Annotated in this window: 11 protein-coding genes; 5 read left to right on the top strand and 6 right to left on the bottom strand. The window is 43.8% G+C overall.

Going from position 1 to position 19696, the window contains the following annotated elements; genetic code table 11:
- The first annotated feature begins 141 nt into the window (after nucleotides 1–141).
- From BLS28_RS03850 to BLS28_RS03825, 5 genes are all read left to right on the top strand, one after another.
- Nucleotides 142–2511, top strand: coding sequence for a glycoside hydrolase family 127 protein (locus BLS28_RS03850; RefSeq protein WP_176844364.1), 2370 nt, complete (start codon nucleotides 142–144; stop codon nucleotides 2509–2511).
- Between the two features lie 26 nt (nucleotides 2512–2537).
- On the top strand, nucleotides 2538–4940 hold the full coding sequence (locus BLS28_RS03845) for a glycoside hydrolase family 127 protein (RefSeq protein WP_176844363.1): 2403 nt from the start codon (nucleotides 2538–2540) through the stop codon (nucleotides 4938–4940).
- 154 nt (nucleotides 4941–5094) lie between these two features.
- The gene (locus tag BLS28_RS03840; RefSeq protein WP_090532015.1) at nucleotides 5095–5274 is read left to right on the top strand and encodes a BF3379 family histone-like protein; all 180 of its coding nucleotides are present in this window, start codon (nucleotides 5095–5097) and stop codon (nucleotides 5272–5274) included.
- A gap of 284 nt (nucleotides 5275–5558) precedes the next feature.
- Nucleotides 5559–6140: a cupin domain-containing protein gene (locus BLS28_RS03830; RefSeq protein WP_091162989.1), complete on the top strand. Its 582-nt coding sequence runs from the start codon at nucleotides 5559–5561 to the stop codon at nucleotides 6138–6140.
- 68 nt (nucleotides 6141–6208) lie between these two features.
- Entirely contained in the window at nucleotides 6209–7051 is an 843-nt protein-coding gene (locus BLS28_RS03825; RefSeq protein WP_091162988.1) for a hypothetical protein, read from the top strand.
- Between the two features lie 86 nt (nucleotides 7052–7137).
- Here BLS28_RS03825 and BLS28_RS03820 read toward each other — a convergent pair whose 3' ends face one another.
- The 6 genes from BLS28_RS03820 to BLS28_RS03795 all read right to left on the bottom strand — a co-directional run bounded on the left by BLS28_RS03820 (nucleotide 7138) and on the right by BLS28_RS03795 (nucleotide 19561).
- Nucleotides 7138–8976 carry a glycoside hydrolase family 35 protein gene (locus tag BLS28_RS03820; protein WP_091162987.1) on the bottom strand — a complete coding sequence of 613 codons (1839 nt, stop codon included), beginning with the start codon at nucleotides 8974–8976 and terminating at the stop codon, nucleotides 7138–7140.
- 49 nt (nucleotides 8977–9025) lie between these two features.
- Nucleotides 9026–11458, bottom strand: coding sequence for a glycoside hydrolase family 2 TIM barrel-domain containing protein (locus BLS28_RS03815; protein WP_091162986.1), 2433 nt, complete (start codon nucleotides 11456–11458; stop codon nucleotides 9026–9028).
- 22 nt (nucleotides 11459–11480) lie between these two features.
- Nucleotides 11481–13016, bottom strand: a complete 1536-nt coding sequence (locus BLS28_RS03810; protein ID WP_091162985.1) for a glycoside hydrolase — start codon at nucleotides 13014–13016, stop codon at nucleotides 11481–11483.
- 54 nt (nucleotides 13017–13070) lie between these two features.
- Nucleotides 13071–14573, bottom strand: coding sequence for an RICIN domain-containing protein (locus BLS28_RS03805; RefSeq protein WP_091162984.1), 1503 nt, complete (start codon nucleotides 14571–14573; stop codon nucleotides 13071–13073).
- A 72-nt stretch (nucleotides 14574–14645) separates the two neighbouring features.
- The gene (locus BLS28_RS03800; RefSeq protein ID WP_091162983.1) at nucleotides 14646–16346 is read right to left on the bottom strand and encodes a RagB/SusD family nutrient uptake outer membrane protein; all 1701 of its coding nucleotides are present in this window, start codon (nucleotides 16344–16346) and stop codon (nucleotides 14646–14648) included.
- Nucleotides 16347–16357: 11 nt separating this feature from the next.
- Entirely contained in the window at nucleotides 16358–19561 is a 3204-nt protein-coding gene (locus BLS28_RS03795; protein WP_218134347.1) for a SusC/RagA family TonB-linked outer membrane protein, read from the bottom strand.
- Nucleotides 19562–19696 lie beyond the last annotated feature (135 nt).

Here is a 19696-nt window from a genome sequence, read left to right as displayed (position 1 = left end):
GTTAATAAACTCACTGTAAATAACCTGCACGTTAAAAAAACGGATAAAATCCTGCTATCAACTGCAAAATATTATTCAAAATAATTGTGCAAAGCACACTAATTTAGTTGAAAGTTATTCTTACCGTTACACAAACATATCATGCTAATAAAAAAGTGGTTTAAATTGAACTTATGCCTCGTAGCCTGCTTAGCAGGGGCACAAACTATCCAGGCACAATCCTACGTACCCGAATTGAACGATACCCGGGTAAAGATAAAACCGGTAGTTCCGGTTAAAGCCTATTCTTTTAATTTAAAGGACGTTCAATTATTGGAAAGCCCTTTTAAAACGGCAATGGATGCTGATGTTAAATATCTGCTATCTATAGAGCCCGACAGATTGCTTTCAGCTTTTCGCTCGCATTCGGGCCTTACACCTAAAGGTAAAATGTACGAAGGCTGGGAGTCATCAGGTTTAGCAGGGCATACATTAGGACATTACCTGTCGGCCATTTCCATGCACTACGCATCAACCCGCGATCCTGAATTTTTGAAACGCGTAAACTATATAGTTAAAGAACTTGACGAATGCCAGGTAGCCCGCAAAACAGGTTACGTGGGTGCAATCCCCAAAGAAGACACTATCTGGGCCGAGGTTGCCAAAGGCGAGATCCGCTCCCGTGGCTTCGATTTGAACGGTGGCTGGTCGCCATGGTATACTGTGCATAAAATTATGGCCGGGTTACTTGATGCCTATTTATATTGCAATAATGCCGAAGCCTTAAAAGTATGCAAAGGTATGGCCAACTGGACAGGCGAAACCATCAAAAACCTTGATGACGAGAAACTGCAAAAAATGCTGCTGTGTGAATATGGAGGTATGGCAGAAACATTAACTAACCTTTATGCTATTAATGGGGATAAAAAATACCTGGAGCTATCCTATAAATTCTATGATAAAAAGATCCTCGATCCGCTATCTCAAAAGCAGGATATATTGCCGGGCAAGCATTCTAACACCCAGATCCCTAAGATAATAGCCAGTGCACGCAGATACGAGCTTACCGGCGATAAAAAAGACAAGGCTATAGCCGATTTCTTTTGGGAAACCATTGTTAACCACCATTCCTACGCAACAGGAGGTAACAGCAATTATGAATACCTGAGCGATGCAGACAAACTGAACGATAAGCTAACAGAAAACACTACCGAAACCTGCAATACCTACAACATGCTGAAATTAACCCGGCATTTGTTTGCGGTTGAGCCTTCGGCCATGCTGATGGATTACTACGAGAAAGCGCTGTATAACCATATCCTTGCATCGCAAAACCACACTGATGGGATGATGTGCTACTTTGTACCATTGCGTATGGGCGGCACCAAGCATTATAGTACGCCATTTGATGATTTTACCTGCTGCGTTGGTTCAGGCATGGAAAACCATGTTAAATACAACGAAAGTATTTATTTTAAAGGTACCGACGGCAGCTTATATGTAAACCTGTTCATCCCCTCAGTACTTAACTGGGCATCAAAAGGTTTGTCGGTGAAGCAGCAAAGCAGTTTCCCTAATGATGATCATATCACATTTACGGTGAACACCAAAAAGCCGCTTACCATGGCTATCCGCATCCGTAAACCAAAATGGACTGCCAACCCAACCATCAGCATTAACGGGAAAACTCAAAATGCTGCCACTGATGATCAGGGATATATTGTGCTAAACCGCAAATGGAGCAACAACGATAAAATTGAATTTACAACACCCGAAAAACTTTATACCGAAGCCATGCCCGACAATGCCAACAGGCGCGCGGTATTTTACGGCCCGGTATTATTGGCTGGTGTTTTAGGCAATACAGAGCCCGATCCGTTGAAAGGTGTTCCGGTTTTTGTGACCAGCGAAACTGACCCTAACCAATGGCTGCAAATGGTTGATAAAAAACAGCTAAGTTTCCGCACGGTGAATATCTCAAAACCCGAAGAAGTTACTTTGATCCCTTTTAATCAAACCCAAAATCAATACTATTCTGTTTACTGGGACGTATTTACACCACAGGCCTGGGTTGTGCAGCAAAAAGCGTATGATGAACAAAGGAAAAAACAACAGGAACTGGAAGCCCGCACCCTGGATATTTTGCGTGTAGGCGAAATGCAGCCCGAGCGCGATCATAATTTCAGCAGTGAAAACGCCACTACAGGCGAAGATCACCAAAAGAAATGGCGGTCGACAGAAAACGGAGGCTTTCTGCAATACGAAATGAAGGTTGATGCCAATGCACAAAACACGCTGATTAACAGCTACTGGGGCATGGATAACCGCGGCAGAAAATTTGATATCCTGATTGATGGCGTTAAATTGGCTTCTGAAGATTTGAACCAATATAAAGAGAGCCGTTTTTACGATATCAGCTACACCTTGCCTATTGAACTGACAAAAGGCAAACAAAAAGTAACCGTAAAACTGTTGCCGCAAAAAGAGAACAGCGCAGGCCCGGTTTACGGCAGCCGGATGGTTAAAAACTAATTTTAAAGTAAAAGAACTTGAATATCATGATCAATAAACAAAAAGTTGCCGGTGCGCTTGCCTTTTCACTGGCTGCACTTACAAGTCCGGTATTGGCACAGCAAAAAGATTACCCTATTCAACCTGTTGTCTTCACCAGCGTACATGTAAATGACAACTTCTGGCAGCCCAAAATGGAAGTAAATGCCACCGTTACCATTCCGTATGTACTGGCGCAATGTAAGGCAAACGGGCGTATGGATAACTTTTTACGTGCGGCAAAAAAACTGGATGGCGATAAGTTAAGTGAGTTTCCGTTTGATGATACAGACGTTTATAAGGCCATTGAAGGTGCATCCTATTCTATGCAGAATAAAAGGAACCCGCAGCTTGATAAATCCATTGATAGCCTCATCTCCATTATTGGCGCGGCCCAGGAGCCAGATGGCTATCTATACACATTCAGGACTGTTAACGCCAAAAAGCCGCATGAATGGATAGGTTCCAAACGCTGGGAAAAGGAAGAAGATCTAAGTCATGAGCTATATAACGCAGGCCACCTTTATGAAGCCGCTGTAGCACATTACCAGGCAACCGGTAAGCGCACACTGCTCAACATTGCCATAAAAAATGCTGACCTACTTGTTAAAACTTTCGGGCCGGGCAAAATTGAGGAATATCCAGGCCACCAGATTGTGGAGATCGGCTTATCAAAAATGTACCGGGTTACCGGCAACAAACAATACCTCGACCTTGCCAAATTCTTTTTAGATGTACGCGGCCCAAAAGGAGATGCTTACAACCAGGCCGATAAAAAGGTAGTTGACCAGCATGAAGCCGAAGGGCACGCGGTACGGGCTGCTTACATGTACACCGGCATGGCCGATATTGCTGCATTGACAGGTAATACCAAATATTTGGCAGCCATAGATGATATATGGAGCGATGTGGTAACCAAGAAATTATACATCACCGGCGGCATCGGTGCAACCGGGGCAGGTGAAGCTTTTGGCGAGGCATATCAATTACCTAATATGTCGGCCTATGCAGAAACCTGTGCGGCCATTGGCAACGTTTACTGGAACAACAGGATGTTCCTGCTGCACGGCGATTCGAAATATATTGATGTGCTTGAACGTACGCTTTATAATGGCCTGTTATCGGGCGTCTCGTTGAGTGGTAACAGATTTTTCTATCCAAATCCGCTGGCTTCCATGTTCCAGCACCAGCGCAGCGCTTGGATCAGTTGTGCCTGCTGTATCAGCAACATGACCCGCTTTTTACCTTCATTACCGGGTTATGTGTATGCCAAAAACAAAAACGACCTGTACGTTAACCTGTTCATGAGCAACTCAAGCAATATCAAACTTACTGAGGGTAACGTGAACATAGTACAGCAAACGGATTACCCATGGAAAGGTAGGGTGGATATCACTGTTAACCCGGATAAAGCGGGTGAATTTACATTGAGGGTACGTATCCCGGGCTGGGCAAAACAACAACCTGTCCCCGGCGATCTGTATACCTTCATGGATAAGAAGTCTTTCCCGCTTACATTGATGATCAACGGGCAGGCAAAATCATTTGAAACAGAAAAAGGCTATGCCGTATTAAAACGCACCTGGAAAAAAGGCGATAAGGTTTCACTTTTATTACCGATGGAAACCGAAAAGGTATTGGCCAATCAACAGGTTAAAGACGACCGTGGCAGATTTGCCTTTGAGCGCGGCCCTATTGTTTATTGCCTTGAAGGCCCTGATAACAAGGATAGCCTAGTACAAAACATATTAATTGATAAAAACGCCATTGCCGATGCCAACTATCATGCCGACCTGCTTAACGGTGTTGATGTAATCAGTGCAGAAGGAAAAAGCGCCAAACGCCAACTAAAAACCGACAGCATTTTACAAACCGAGCAAATGGTGAAGGCTATCCCCTACTATGCCTGGGCCAATCGCGGTCCAAGCGAAATGACCGTTTGGATCCCCTATGAAACTTCGGCAGTGCGGCCAAAACCGGCACCTACCATTGCCAGCACCAGCAAAGTAAGCGCGTCGTTAAAAAACGTAAGGATGTTTGCTGCCATAAAAGACCAGTATGAACCCGCCGATTCCAAAGATACCAACTACCCATACCTGCACTGGTGGCCCGCCAAAAACACCAATGAGTTTGTGCAATATGATTTTGATGCCGAACATACCGTAAGCGAATCGAAAGTTTACTGGTACGATGACGGCCCATGGGGTGGCTGCCGTATCCCGGTATCGTACAAGATCCTGTATAAAAAAGACGGGCAGTGGGTTCCTGTTAAAAATACTACACCCTACGCCATAAGTAAAGATAGCTTTAACGTAGTTACTTTTGAGCCAGTTGCTACTACAGCCTTACGGATGGAAATTCAGTTACCGGTTGATAATTCTTCCGGGATCCACGAATGGGCGGTTAAATAACCTCCTGTTATCCATAATAACAGTAAAGCCTTTCCGTTTATGCGAAAGGCTTTACTATTTTAATTACACCGCAACGGAATACTTTAAGTATGAAAAAGCCCATTTTACCTATAAACTTATATTCCCTACATTTGCGGCCTTAAAAAATAAAAAAATGATAAATTTCGAAAAAGTGAAAGAAGTAATCGCAGCAGCTGAAGCTGATGCGGCAAGCTTTTATGAAAAAGGCAACAAAGCTGCCGGTACAAGGTTGCGTAACGCTATGCAACAGTTAAAAGTATTAGCTACGGATATCCGTAAAGAAGTTACTGAAAAGAAAAACGCAGCAGCTTAATCACTGTTAAAAATGTTTTTAGATAAAGCGGGGCTGGTTTTCCATGTACCCGCTTTATTTTTTTTCGATGCCACTGCCATTTCAATCACTCGCTTGGGTTTTTCCACGCCGGCGAACTGCCTAAAGCACAACAAGGCATAGCAAGTACAACCTACTGCCCGACACACAGGTTTAAAATGTAACGAACCAGAAAGTATTTGTAACAAACTCAAAAGTATTTTCACTCCCGTTGATCTTTCTTTGTAAACCTTCTGAAAAAACATTCATAATCAAAACAACCCGATATGAAACGGAATACATTTGTACGCGCTTTGATGGGCGCTGCCACATTTTTAGCTATTCCATTTGATGGAGTTGCCAATAACCTCTTCAAAACCAGGGAAAAGAAAGGCTTTAAAACCGATGCAGGAGCCGATCGCGCGCAAAATCCAATGCACTTATTTGATGGTGATACTTTCTATACCAAAGTTTCAACCAGGGACACTGATGGTGATATGTATGTTTATGAATCAACCCGGGTTAAAAAAGGCGGGCCTAACCTACATGTACATTATGAGCAGGACGAATGGTGGTATATTTTAGAAGGTGAATTTCAAATAAAAGTAGGAGATCAGCTATTTCATACCAAACCCGGCGACAGTGTATTTGGACCGCGGGGCGTTCCGCATACTTTTACTAAAATAGGCGATGGCGCACCAGCTAAAATGCTGATTACCTTTCAGCCGGCCGGTAAAATGGAAGCTTGTTTCCAGGCACTGAGCGATGGTTTGATGAAAGGTAAATCCGAAGCCGAGCTTGACGCATTCAGAAAGGAACATGGCTTTGAACGTGTAGGCCCCCCGCTTGATTACTATAAAAAGTTTTAGCCGGCGCAACCATCATTTTTACCAAATAATTTATTTCTGATGTTAATTTATATACCTTCTTACTTATCATGAAGTGGCTTGCTTTTAAACAAAAACTGAGCCTGGTTTACTTATGCCTTATACCTTTAGCAGTTGTAGCTATAGGATTTGGGATAGGCCACGTGAGTTATAAAATTTATTTGCCAATTTGGGTTGTTAACGCCTGTTTAATGGTAGCAGCAACTTGGCATTTAGGTGGCTATCAACTCCGAAACAATAACCAGGAGATAAAGAAGCAGGTAATCACAGCTTTATTACTATTTGCACCCTGGCTATTATTTTCCATTTTCGCCGGAATGGGGCCACCACCTGCTACTTTACAGGGTTGGGTAAATGCTGCTGCAGAGCAGCAGATCCGGTATACTATACTCATTACAGGCGGTATTTTATTCGCGCAGGGTTCTGCATTGTTGAAAGTAAAATTACAGGCGGCAGGCGAAAATCTATATTCGGTAATGGCTTCAGCAGCGATTAATCTTGCATTGCCACTCTTTATCATCAACATGGCTTTTTGGGGATATTATCTAACCGATGCATTCGGGGTGTTTATACAATCAGGTGTTTCCAAACGCCCGGACCTGCATGGGCCAATAAAAAGTTTATTTTATGTGATCAGTATAGCCGAAGTATTACTGATGTACCTTGGCACCGTATTTTTTGCCGTTTCACTTAAAGTCACCGGGCGTTTTAATCCGGTTGCCTGCCGGTATTATATCATCTTCGGTTTAATAGGCATGATGCTGGTTGTATTACCATCCTACTGGCCCGAGCCATTCGGCACCGCCGGTTACCTTGTTGCTATACCTGCCATCCCTTTCATAATGCCATACCTTATTGGTGTACACCTGTTAAAGCATGCTAAAGCTGATTAGCTCAAAACTTGTAATATAATAAAGGAGGGCGCTGCTACTTTTTCTTTAAAGTAACAGCGCCCTCCTTTTAATTGGCTACCCTGACCCTATTTCCCTAAAACATCCAAAACAGGGTGATCAATCGCATTTAATGTATTTTCTGATGGTTTTATCAGTTCAAGTACGGTAATTTCATTATTACCTTTTTTGAGCCATTCAACCGGCACATACAAGGTTTGCTGAGGACCGCAATTCCAGTAGCGGCCTAAGTTGTGTCCGTTGAGCCAAACAATACCCTTACCCCATGTACTCATATCAAGATAGGTATCGGCCAATTTATCAACCTTGAAAACTGCTTTTTTCAATTGCGGTGCGTTGTTAGCTGCAACTTTTTTAATTGCCGGATTTGTTTTCACTTTATTGATATCATCAAAAGGCAGTGAATACATTTTCCAGTTTTTCAGCTCAGTACCGGCAAAAAGTACCTTTTCGGTAATACCCTTTTTGTTTTTAAGCAGATAAGGCCCAAAATTGATGCGGCCAAGGTTTTCAACCAAAATATCCAATGTTACCTTTCCTTTTGGTAAGCTGATCATCAAGCTATCCTGGTATTTGCGCCTGTCGACGATCCCCACACGCTTACCGTTTACGAAGATCATGCCATAATCGCGCAGGTCTTTCAATTTAAGCAGACCAGATTTGCCGCCGTTAATGGTTGTACGATACAACACAAAACCGTAAGCCTGGTTCAGGTCTTCAAAAGTAAGCGGAGTATTGTTGGTCTTTGCAAGCGGCAACACATTAAATAAACTGGTTGATTTGGTAAATTTAATTACAGGCAGCTCCATAGCAGGTTTAGCAGCCGGAACTTCGGGCAGGGTTACGCCTGCCGGAAGGTGTTTACTAATCACCTCTCTAAACTTCATGAACTTATCGGTAGCGTTACCTGCCTCATCAAGCGGGGCATCATAATCATAACTACTGATTTGTGGTTCATATGGATTTTGATCATTATAGTTTGCACCGTTCATGAAGCTGCGTGTTGTACCGCCATGAAACATATACATGTTAATGGAAATACCTGCTGCCAATACCGAATCAAGCTTTGGTATAAATTTAGCCGCCGGTACAGTATGATGCGCGGTTCCCCACCAGTCGAACCAGGCCGGGTACCATTCGGCAATAAAATAAGGGCCCTTGCCATTATAATTTTCGCCGATCAATTTTTTAACTTTTGCTACATCATCGACACCGTTTATAGCAGGCAGCAAGCCCGGTAAATGACCATCCTTTATAGCTGGTTCAGGGTCGCAGGTGTAAAGCTGGCCGTCAAAACCAGCATCAATAAACATTTTGCGGTTAAGGGCCAGGTAATCTTTATCGCTGCCGTACGAGCCGTATTCATTCTCTATCTGTACCATTAAAATATTACCGCCGTGGTTCACCAACAGTGGTGACAATTGCTTACCTACCTGGGTAAGATATCTTTTATAAGCTTCCAGGTATTTAGGCTCCTTGCTGCGCACCACTAAGCCCTGCTCTTTTTCAAGCCAGTATGGGTAACCGCCAAACTCCCATTCGGCGCAAACGTATGGGCTTGGGCGTAGTATCACCCAAAGGCCTTCCTCCTTTGCTATTTTAACAAACTCAGCAATATCATGATTGCCTGTAAAATCATAATGTCCTTTTTGTGGCTCGTGAACATTCCAGAAAACATAGGTACCAATAGTGTTCAAACCCATTGCTTTGGCCATTTTCATACGCTGGCGCCAGGCCTCACGCGGAACGCGGGTATAGTGCATTTCGCCTGAAATGATCTGCAGCGGTTTACCATCAAGCAGAAATGTAGTATCGCCAAGAGCAAAAGTATGTTTGGCATTTTGCGCCTGCAGCTTTGCTGATGCAAACAGGATAACAAAGAGGAACAGTAGTTTTATAAGTTTCATAAATTGAAAAAATGCAGGGTTTTAGTTTTTATTTGTATAAGGGGGTTGACTATTTTACGGTTAATGTTATAGTTGATGATTTAAGATTACCGGCACCAAACTGCACCTGTACCACGCCAGGTTTACCTGTAGTTTGTACATAGGCCAATAAGCGCCCATGCAATGCTTTACGTTTGTTTGATTGGTAGCTTTCATGGCTGCTGTTGCTGCCGCTTTCAAGACCCAATAGTTTAGCTGCGCCGTTAACTGTTACTATTATCTCATCGGTAGCAGTAAATACCGGGTTCCCGTTTTTATCGGTAATGTAAATCTCAATCTGGCTCAAGCCTTTTGTGTTATGGTTAAACAGGATATTATCAGCTACCGTTTTAAGTTGATAAGCATCGCCGGCTGTTTTGATATTGTTAGTGCATACTTCAATACCGTTGTTGTAACCTTTAACAACCAGCTCGCCAGGCTCATAGTCAACCTGCCATGATGGAACCTGCCCTCTTGCGGCGCCGCTTATTTGTTTACCAAGAGATTTGCCATTCAGGAACAATTCTGTTTCCTGGCAATTGGTAAAGCAATCAACTTTTACTTTACTGCCAGATTGCCAATTCCAAACAGGCTCGGCAGTACGGTGGCTCCAGATCCCTTTGTCATCGGTCCCGGTTATAGGACGTGCACCTATATAAGCCATGGGCTTGTCCGACCAAAGACTTTGCCTGAAGAAATATTCAGGCTTTTTAAAGCCGGCCAGATCAATAAGTCCTGCTCCGTTACTGCGCTGCGGCCATTTGCCGGCTTCACCCAGGTAATCTATACCAGTCCACAGGTATTGGGCCGAAATATATTCATTACTGTCTACAGCGTTCCAGGCTTGTTTTTGCATGCCGTTCTCACTGCCGTAAATGATCCGGTTGGGATATTTTTTATGATCTTCGGGGTACCGGTATTCCTGGTAATTATAGCCCACAACATCCAATACATCAGGGTAGCCAACTTCGTTCGACATCACCACACCGGCCAGCGCAGCAGTTACCGGGCGGGTTTGATCAACCGCTTTTACAGCTTTAACTAATTGTTTGGCTATCGGTGTTAAACCGCTTGCCGGGGGATGATCAGGCAGGTAGCCCTTACCATAGATCTGCGGGTTGCGGCCTGTGTTTAACACCTCATGGGTATATGGGTCGTTGGGGTAATCTATTTCGTTACCAATGCTCCACATAATGATAGATGGATGGTTACGCGCTCGCAGTACCATATCAGCTACATCCCGATCTGCCCATTCTTTAAAATATTCGTGGTATCCGTTTTTGGATGGCGTACCAACATTCCAGCCTGCTACCCATTTGTTTTTTCCTACCTCCCATTCGTCAAAAGCTTCGTCCATTACTAAAAAGCCCATCTTATCGCACAAATCGTATAAATAATCGGCATGAGGGTTATGGCTTAACCTGAGCGAATTTACTCCTGCATCTTTCAATAATTTCAACCTGCGTACCCAAACTTCCTGCGGAACGGCTACACCCAGGGCGCCTGCATCATCATGGATACAAACGCCTTTAAGTTTGGTACTTTTACCATTTAAAAAGAAACCCTTATCCTTATCGAAACGGATACCGCGGATCCCTACAGATTGCGTTACCTCGTCAAATGCTTTACCATTGCGGCTAAGTGAAACCTGTAATTTATAGAGCTCGGGCTTTTCGGTGTCCCATAGTTTGGGGGACGATAATTCTTTCTCAAACTCAACCTCGTGTACTCCCGGTTTTGCTTTTATTTGTTTTTGGAGGGCAATAGCCGCTTTTCCTTTCTCATCAAGCAGGTTTACTTTCACTAATACAGAAGCATCAACCTTGTTGCTGTTGGTAACACTCACCTTAGCTTTTACGGTAGCTTTCTCTAACGAAATATCAGGCGTTGTAAATGCTACATCCCAGGGAGCAATGTGTACAGGATCTTTAACGATGAGGTATACATTACGATAAATACCCGAGCCGGTATACCACCTTGAATCAGCGAACTCGCTGTGATCTACTCTTACAGCTATCGTATTTTTTCCGGTTAAATTTAGATACCTGGTCAGCTCATACTGAAACGCAATAAAACCATTTGGACGTTTACCTAAATAATGCCCGTTGATCCATACCTCGCTGTTTTTATATACCCCATCAAAATAAATATATACCTGCTTCGCTTTCCAGGCTGCATTACCGGCGAAACTCTTTTTGTACCAGCCAATCCCCCCGGGCAAATAACCGGTAGCACTTGCCCATTCATCGCTAAAAGGGCCTTCAATGCTCCAGTCATGCGGCAGATCAACAGTTCTCCATTGCGTTTCGGAAGCGATCCCGCTGATCCCCGTGCTGATATCGCCCTTGTGGAAAGACCATGCCGCATTAAATAAAACCGGCTTACCAATGCCCTGGGCCTTAAGTAAGCCAGGTAGCATTAACATGCCAAGTACAAAAAGTAGCAGATGTTTTTTATTTTTCATTTGATGATAGAGAGATAAAATGCTATTTAATGACACCTGTAAACGTGACAATGGAACGTGCCGGAACAACATTCTCATCGCCGGTTGCTTTACCGGCTTTAAGTTCATCAACCTGCGATGTTAAATAGGATGATGTAAACTGAACTTTAGCATTATCTATGTGAAATGCCGCTCTTACCTCATTGGCACCCTGGTTAATTATAACCACGGTTAAGTTTTTTCCATTTTTAAATGCCGATACCAGCAAGGGCTTTCCCTCAGCTACTGATGAAACTTCAGCATCAACCCTCACAGCTCCGGGTTTAACAAACCTGCTGTAGTTACCCATGGCCCAAAGCATTTTACTGCCGTAAAAATTGCCGTCGGTTTTATTTTTGTCGATGTAGATGAGGCCATCCTTATAATCATAGGCCGAAATGGCTGTCCACCATTGCCAGGCCGACGCGTTGGCGGCTGTAAGATCAGTGTGGATCACCGATGCTAAATATAGCGCGGCATCAATACCCAGATCACGCTTGTTACCGTCTATCTCACCCGCATTATCGCCTAAGATGCAATACTCCGATTGCCAGAAATCAAGACCATTAATAGTCGCAATACTATCGGCCAATGCCCTGCGAGCTTTTACTGACGATGCCATTGGCGACGTAGTGAAATAGCTGTGCGCCGCGATAGTTTTGGCTACCGAAGGCAGGTCGCCTATGTAATTGGCCGATCCCGGCTTAAAAAAATCGGTTATCAGGCTGCCTTTACCTGGCTTATCACCTTTAGTAAATAAATAGTTGATGCTCCCGGCCTCACCAACCAAAATCTTTGAGCTAATCTTATTATTGATAAATTCTTTATTGATGGCCCGTATCAATCCTGCTACCTCGGCATTATTATAGGGGGCACCTTCCTGACCGCCATCGCTCCAATCCCACTGAGGTTCGTTTACCGGGCTTATGTAATCAAATTTTACTTTGCTTACCTGCTCAACTCCCTTTACAACTTTAGCCAGGAACACGGCATAAGCATCATACTTATCGGGTGCTATATTAACTTTGCCACCGGTAGCGTAAGCCTTTCCATTAACAGTAAACTGCACTGGCGGACTGTTGTTAAAACCTAAAAATTGCTTAACCCCGCGCTTTTTGGCAGCCTCAAGAAACCACAACTGCCCGGCCTGGTTTCGCCAGTTATAGCTGCCATCGCCGTTTAAAAACGATTCAGCACGGCGCCACTCGTCCTTAATGCCACTTTCGTTTCCCTGCTGAGTACTGCCAGCACCAATGTTAAACCTCCATAATGATAAGCCTATACCCTTAGGCGATCCATCGGCATAGGTGTCCCGGCTAAAAAGCAGGTCGGCAATTTTATTGCGCTTATCATCAGGCCAGTTACCCACAAACTGGCAGGCCCACGCATCCGAAGCACCAAAATTGCTAATGATTTGGTGCGTTTTTGAAAAATTGATATCAATAGTTACTTCTTTGCCCTGGCCGCTTACAAAAGGAATATTAATCCCCAAAACGGCCGCAGCCAGCAGTATTTTTTTTATAGTAGTTTTTATTATCATAGTGTTTAAATCAACAAATAAAACAGCACTGTTTAGCGCTGTTTTATTGCAATATTATTGTTGCACTATTTGCCATTGCTGGTTAGTAGCGCCGCCATAAGGCCACTGAATGATGCCTGCACCATTTGTGGTTGATGCGCCGTTAACATCAAGCGCAAGCCCGCTGTTACGGTTAAGTACTTTATAAACACCATCGCTGGTAGCAGTAAGCTGCCATTGCTGGTTGTTGCCGCCGTTCCAGGGCCATTGTATAATGGCCGCACCGTTGGCAGTTGAACTCATATTGACATCAAGCGACTGCGTGCTGTTGCGGTTAGTTATTTTGTAATAGCCACCACCGTTGGCAGCAATAACCCATTGCTGGTTATTGCCCCCGTTTTGAGGCCATTGTATGATACCTGCTCCATTGGCAGTTGAGCCACCATTAACATCAAGCGCCTGGCCGCTGTTAACATTTAAAAACCTGTAGTAAGCGCCTGTGTAAAAAGTGTCGGTACCGCCGGCCCCTACGCCCCAGGCATACTTAATGCGGCTTAAGCCCGATGCATTTGTTGTTGATACGGTAAGACTGGTACCTGTCCCGTTTAATTGTTGAATGGCATAGCTATCGCCGGTACGTACGCCCGGCCAGTAAACCGCGCCCATGCCGTAGGCACGTGCTTGGTTGGTTAATCCCTGCAGGTACGCAATTTCCTGATCACCGCCTATGGCGCCGGTATAATTTTTACCACCCGTCATCGGGATACCAAACTCGGTAAGCACCGCGCGGCTGCTATAAGCGCCAATATTACCTTTCAGGCGGTTTTCCCATTGCAAAGCAGTAGTAAGTGTACCATTACTGAAAAAGGTATAATCATGTATCGACAATAAACAGCCCGAAAAACGGCTATCGGCCCCTACCCCGGTAATATCCTGCGAATAGGACGTACCGCTGATCAAAATCCTTCCCTGCGGAACAGAAGGATAGTTACTTAACCACTGGGCACAGATGGTTGTCCAGTCGGTTAAAGTATAGCCATGTGGCTCGTTAAATATTTCAAAGTACACGTGGGCATTGCTGCCATATTTGGTAACAATGGTTTGCCACATCGACCAAAATTCGGTGGTATTATCTATCTTACCATCTTCGGATGATTTGGCTTCCCAGTAGCCCAGTATCACATTCATTCCCTTGCTCAATGCTTTATCGATAACGCCGGTGTATGAATTCCACCAGGTTTGCGATACGGTTGAATAGTTTACAGGCAGCCTTACCGTATTTGCCCCTGTATTAGCCTGTATGCCTGTTAAAACAGCATCTGCTTTAGCCGATACCGTGGCATAACTATCAGCAGATGTTAAACCGCTTAATACCAGTATCCCGTCGCTAAAATTATCACCATCAGCCGCCCAGTTCACGCCTTTCAGCGCGCTTGCCGGTGTTGAATCTGTAGTTACTGTTTTATCTCCTGTTTTTACTTCATCCGGAGTTGACGATTTTTTTACTGATACGATATCCTTTTTACACCCGGCCACCAAACAACACATCGCTATTAATGCAATACTTAAGTTTTTCATAATTTGCTATAGGTTATAATTGGAAGGAAAAAAGGGGGGAAGAAAGAAACTCTTCCCCCGGAATATTGGTTATTAGTAACCAGGGTTTTGTTGTAACTGACCACCTGATGCCTGGATTTCAGTTCTTGGTATTGGCAACCAGTAATGTTTGGTTTCAAACTTTCTACCATCCAAAGCAATTTTTGGCGTATAAACAAACTTGCCATTGGAATCTTTGGTAATGATTACACCACCAGCTGGCTTATTTTCCGTAACCTCGGCAATTTTCCAGCGGCGTACATCATAAAAGCGGTGCTCTTCAAATGCCAGCTCAACGCGGCGTTCGTAGCGTACGGCATCACGCATCTGTGATTGCGACATACCTGCAGCCAAAGGAGGCATATTAACACTTGGACGTGAACGGATCAGGTTAATAGCGGTACGTGCGGATAAGGTTGAACCTGAAGGTACAACATCAGGGCCATAAGCCTCATTAGCTGCCTCAGCAAAATTCAACAGGATTTCGGCATAGCGGAAATAGATCCATGGCTGGAAGCCTGCGTTACCCCACGGGTTTTGCAGAGGGTAAGCATCGTTCATGTATTTTTTAAGATAGTAACCTGTTTTAGTGGTATTCCAGTTATCAGGTCCATCTTTACTATCCTTACCACCTGGAATATAAGAGTCAACCGTTTGACCACGGTAAAGAGCGCCATTGTATAAAACAGTAGCAGCAAACCTCGGGTCACGGTGGTCATACGGATGTGTTGGGTCATAACCAGATGTCGGATCTGTAATGGCTTTACCATTATCCATTTCATAATCATCAACCAGGTTTTGAAGCGGCGTGTTACCAGCCCAGCCGCCATAACCGTTGGGGCCGTTGGCTATCTCAAGGTGCGTATGGTTAGCGTTTTTAGTGTATAAACGTTCAAAAATGGTTTCGTTGGTTTCGTTAACTAAAAACAGGTTATTATAGCCACCGGTGTAGATACCATATTTATTCAAACTGATAACAGCTTGCGCAGCGGTAACAGCATCGGCCCAGGTACCTGCATTATATAAGGGGCTTGCAGCATATAATTTCAGCCTTGATTTTAAAGCCAACGCCGCGCCTTTAGTAGCACGGCCCAAAAGCCAGCTACCATCATTGTTTAGCGGCAATTTTGATGCGGCGTCGTCAAGCTGGGCACTCACGTAATCAATACACTCTTTGATAGAAGCACGTTTAGATAGTGACGGGTCCTGCAGGTTATCATTAAGGTTAGTTACTTTATCCCCCATCAACACAACTCCGCCATAATTGCGGATCAAGTCCTGATAACGGAAAGCCCTGATAAATTTAAGTTCGCCCTCTATGCGGGTTTTATGGGCGGCACTTAAAGCAACTGTCGGTAAAAGAGCAAGTGCTGAATTACATTCACGGATACTGCGATAGCTACGTGCCCAAAGCACACCTGCACCACCTAAATTTTCGGGAGCAAGCTGGCCCCTTTGAATCAGCCAGGTAGCATCATCATTATTATAAATAGACTCGTCAGTGAGTGAGCTCCACATGCTATATTCAAAACCACGGCCAAAACCAGGGTTTGAGCCATCACCCTCTTTATCCTGTAACCTGGCACCTATGTAACGATTCGTTACAAACGCTTCAAATACAGCTGTGTCTGAAGCAATCGCCGATGAAGCAATCCTATCGGTTGGTGTTACATCCAGTAAATTCTTTTTACATGCTGTAATACTCAGCATACCGCCCATCATCAAAAATAGTGGGGCTTTATATTGTAGTTTCATTATCGTTTGATTTAAAATTTCACGTTAGCACCTAAGTTTATAATTCGTTGCTGCGGATAAAACTGTCCGCTGCCACTGGTTCCCTCTGGGTCGTAATCCTTAACTTTGGTAATGGTAAACAAGTTGAATGCACTTGCATACACTCTTAAGCCACCGATTTTAAGTTTCGACAGGAACGGTGCGTTGAAATTGTAGCCTAACTGTACGTTTTTTAACCTCAGGAATGATGCGTCATTAAGCCAGAAATTATTGGGATATAATCCACCGCTAATGGCATTTGATGAACGGTCTGAAACCCTTGGATAAGTTCCATTGGTATTTGACGGACTAAAGCGGTTATCGGCCCAGCTACTGTAAAAATTACCTACGCTACCTGCTTCAGGCAACACATATTGACTAACCTGGGCCTGGCCTGCAAACAGAACTGACAGGTCAAACCCTTTATATGCTGCGTTTAAACTAAATCCGTAAGTGATTTGAGGGATGTTACCGTATTTTGTACGGGTTTGGTCGTCGGCTGTAATTTTGCCATCGTTGTTATAATCAAGGTATTTCAAGTCGCCAACTTTAGCACCCGGAACATGTGGATAAGCGTCGAGCTCGGCTTGGGTACGGAATATACCTATGGCATCGTAAAGTAACGATGTGCCTAATGGGCGTCCTGTTTGTCGCTGATAGGGCAAAGTCGCCACTGTGCTTGCTTCATCAATAAAAACAATTTTGCTTTTTGCATAAGTGAAGTTTCCGCTTACTCCCCATGTAAAGGCATGCCCTGTGCTATTGTAACCTAATGTTGCTTCAAAACCATCGCTGTTAACTTTGCCAATGTTTTCTAAAGGCACTAACGGGGTATAATTTGCCGAACCATCATTAAATGGGTTTACGATACCTGATGAGGCTGGCACAGAAGCATTCCTTGCAGCAAGGATATTATTTCTCCTTTGCTGGAAATAAATAGCCTCTACTGTAAAGTTATGCAGGAAAGTGGCATTAATGCCAATGTCAAGTTTTTTAGCGGTTTCCCAGGTGATGTTAGGATTTGCAAGTTTTGTAAGGGTAACATTTGGCTGGATAATGTTTGAACCGCTGCCCGGCGTACTGGCCACAAAGCCATTATTTACTAAAGTGTAGTTATTAAAATATTGGAAGGGTGTTATGTTATCATTACCTAACGAGCCATAAGAAACCCTTAGTTTCAGATCATCAAAAAAGCTCACGCTGTTTTTAAACCAGTCTTCTTTCGTGATTCTCCAACCAACTGAAGCCGAAGGGAAATAACCCCAACGGGTAGCCCCCGGGAACACAGAAGTTCCATCGGCACGTAACTGCCCTTCAAACAGATACTTTTCATCGTAGGCGTAAGTTAAGCGACTGATGTAGCTGGCGCGGTTGTAATTTGAACTTAAACCAGAGTTAAGATAATCGGTGGCAGCGCTTCCGCCTTGCGACAGGTCTGGTAGTTGTGAAGATAAGTAATTGTAACGCGTTGCATCAAAATATTCTTTATGGTTTTTACTTTGCTCATAACCTACAAACGCGCTTATATCATGCAAACCAAATTTGTGCGCATAGTTCAATTTGATGTTGGAAGTTAGCAAACTCTGATTTTCCTGCGACTCGAATAAAGTAGCAGCGTTATTATTACCGCCGACAGTAACTTTGTTATAAACCTGTGTGCTCGCAACATAGCTGTATAAAACGTACGGTTTGCTGAAATTTTTATCAAAATTGTATGATTTATCAACCGAGAAAAAACCGTCAACCGATAAACCTTCAATGCCAGGGATAGCATAGCTACCTTTTAAAATACCATTGAAAACCTGTTTGGGGTTATTATTGATACCGCCAATATCGGTTGCCTGTACAGCTGGGTTATTATTCTCAATACCTGTAGTTGGCAAACCATTTGGGTAATAAGCTGCAACAATAGGTTTGGCTCTGTAAACAGAACGGAAAAGATCGCCGGCACCTGTTACAGGGAACTGCCTGTCTTCCTCACGGCCAGATAACGATAAACCTACTTTTAAGCGTTTGGTAACGTTAGCATCAATATTTGAGCGGAAATTATATTGGTGATACTTAGTTGCTCCGTTTTTATAAATACCATCCTGATAAAGCGTACCCAATGAAACGAAGTATTTTATATCCTCGCCGCCGCCAGAAACCGAAAGGCTATGTTGGTTTTGCAATGCTGAACCTTTAAGCGTTTGCTTTTCCCAATCAGTGTTTGGATAATTTAACGGATCCGATCCGTCTTTAAATTTCTGAATCTGATCGGCTGTGTAAGATTGATTTAAGCCGCCCGCCGGGTTCGAGTCATAGTTGATCTCGTTCATGATTTGGGCATAAGTTGCCGCATCAGCCATTTTTGGTAAACGGGTTGGCGAACTAAAGCCCTGATTAAAGCTGTAATTGATGGTTGGCTTGCCTGATTTGCCACGTTTTGTAGTAATGAGGATAACACCGTTTGCGGCCCTGTTACCGTAAATAGCAGCAGACGCATCCTTTAATACCGACATGTTTTCGATATCGTTAGGATCGAGACGCTCTAAACCACCTATCTGGGCCGGCACCCCGTCAACAACGACGAGCACATCGTTATTGCCTGTAGTGGCCAAACCACGCACGGTAATACCTGAACCGTCATATCCTGGCTCACCACTGCGATTGTTAACAATTACACCTGAAAAACGACCGGCAATACCATTTGAAAGGTTGGGCTGCGGACTTTTTACCAGCTCGGAACCTTTTACCTGCGAAATGGAGCCTGTTAAGGTTGCCTTTTTCTGAGTACCGTAACCTACAACTACCACCTCATTCAATGATTTTGAGTCGGCTGTTAATTGTACATTGATTGTAGTTTGTCCGTTAAGAACAACCTCCTGAGATGTGTAGCCAATGTAGCTAAACACCAGTGTGCCCGATGAAGCGTTTGGAACATTAAGGCTAAAGTTACCTTTAATATCGGTCACCACGCCGGTTGAAGTCCCTTTTAAGGATACACTTACACCTGGTAATGTTTCACCTTTTTCGTCGGTTACTTTACCGCTAATTCTGGCATCAGGTAAGCGCTGCTCATTAATGGTACCCGCAAAAGCCATTACCGGCATTTGGACTGTAGCGAAACAAGCAACGGCCATGCTGGCCGCAACTACGAAAAAGCGGGGTGATCTTTTCCGATGGGGAGAATCCTTTTCGAGTAAATTTGGTTTCATATGGTTTTAAAAAATTGGTTTTTTAATCGGCTTAAACCTTGCAAAGCGAGGCGCATAAAAACAAGGAAGTGGATTCGGCATAGATAAATTACCGCCCCATTTTGACCTTATTATTTATACACAGTACAAAAGTTT

Source organism: Mucilaginibacter gossypii, from assembly GCF_900100945.1.
GTDB classification, from domain to species: domain Bacteria; phylum Bacteroidota; class Bacteroidia; order Sphingobacteriales; family Sphingobacteriaceae; genus Mucilaginibacter; species Mucilaginibacter gossypii.
Note: the sequence above shows the minus strand (reverse complement) of the source record. Positions and strands in the feature narration are given on the sequence as shown.